At 55.7% G+C, this 535-nt stretch carries 1 pseudogene; it reads right to left on the bottom strand.

What is annotated here, in order from left to right:
* Positions 1–373: pseudogene (locus GSQ79_RS06660) on the bottom strand (hypothetical protein); the annotation flags it as partial.
* Positions 374–535 lie beyond the last annotated feature (162 nt).

Here is a 535-nt window from a genome sequence, read left to right as displayed (position 1 = left end):
CTTGGCCTTCGGGAGTTTCGGCAGGGCAGACAAGGCCCCAATGGGTGTTGTGCAGTTGTCGAGGCTTGGCCAGCTTGCCGTCACGACCGATGGGAGTGTTGGTGCGTCTGAGATGGGAGAGTGTAGAAGCGAACGTGTAACGGTTCAACACCTGGGAGACACCAGCGGTAGAGCTCATGGCCTTCTTCTGGTCACCCCAGTTACCAGTTGCGAGGGAGTACTTGAGACCATTGGAGAGAGTGCCCGGCTTAATACCGACAGCCAGGTTGAAGTGTCTGTTGCCCTCAACACATCGTCGCAGGTAGTTGGCCAGCTCGCCATGCATACGGCGCATGATACCACGGAACAGCTTGGCTAGAAGGGGACCAGCCAAGTCCAGACGCTTCTTCCCAAAATGATCGGTGTGGCACACCGATCACTTTGGGAAGAAGGGAAGAAACATCTGGAGAAGCGAGGTTCAGAAACTGGAAGAATATAACACTACTACGAGACACACGCCAAACCTCAAGCTCAAGCCCGAAGGCCAGGCCTGCGG

Origin of the sequence: Beijerinckia sp. L45 (genome assembly GCF_009765775.1) — a bacterium.
GTDB lineage: Bacteria > Pseudomonadota > Alphaproteobacteria > Rhizobiales > Beijerinckiaceae > RH-AL1.
Note: the sequence above shows the minus strand (reverse complement) of the source record. Positions and strands in the feature narration are given on the sequence as shown.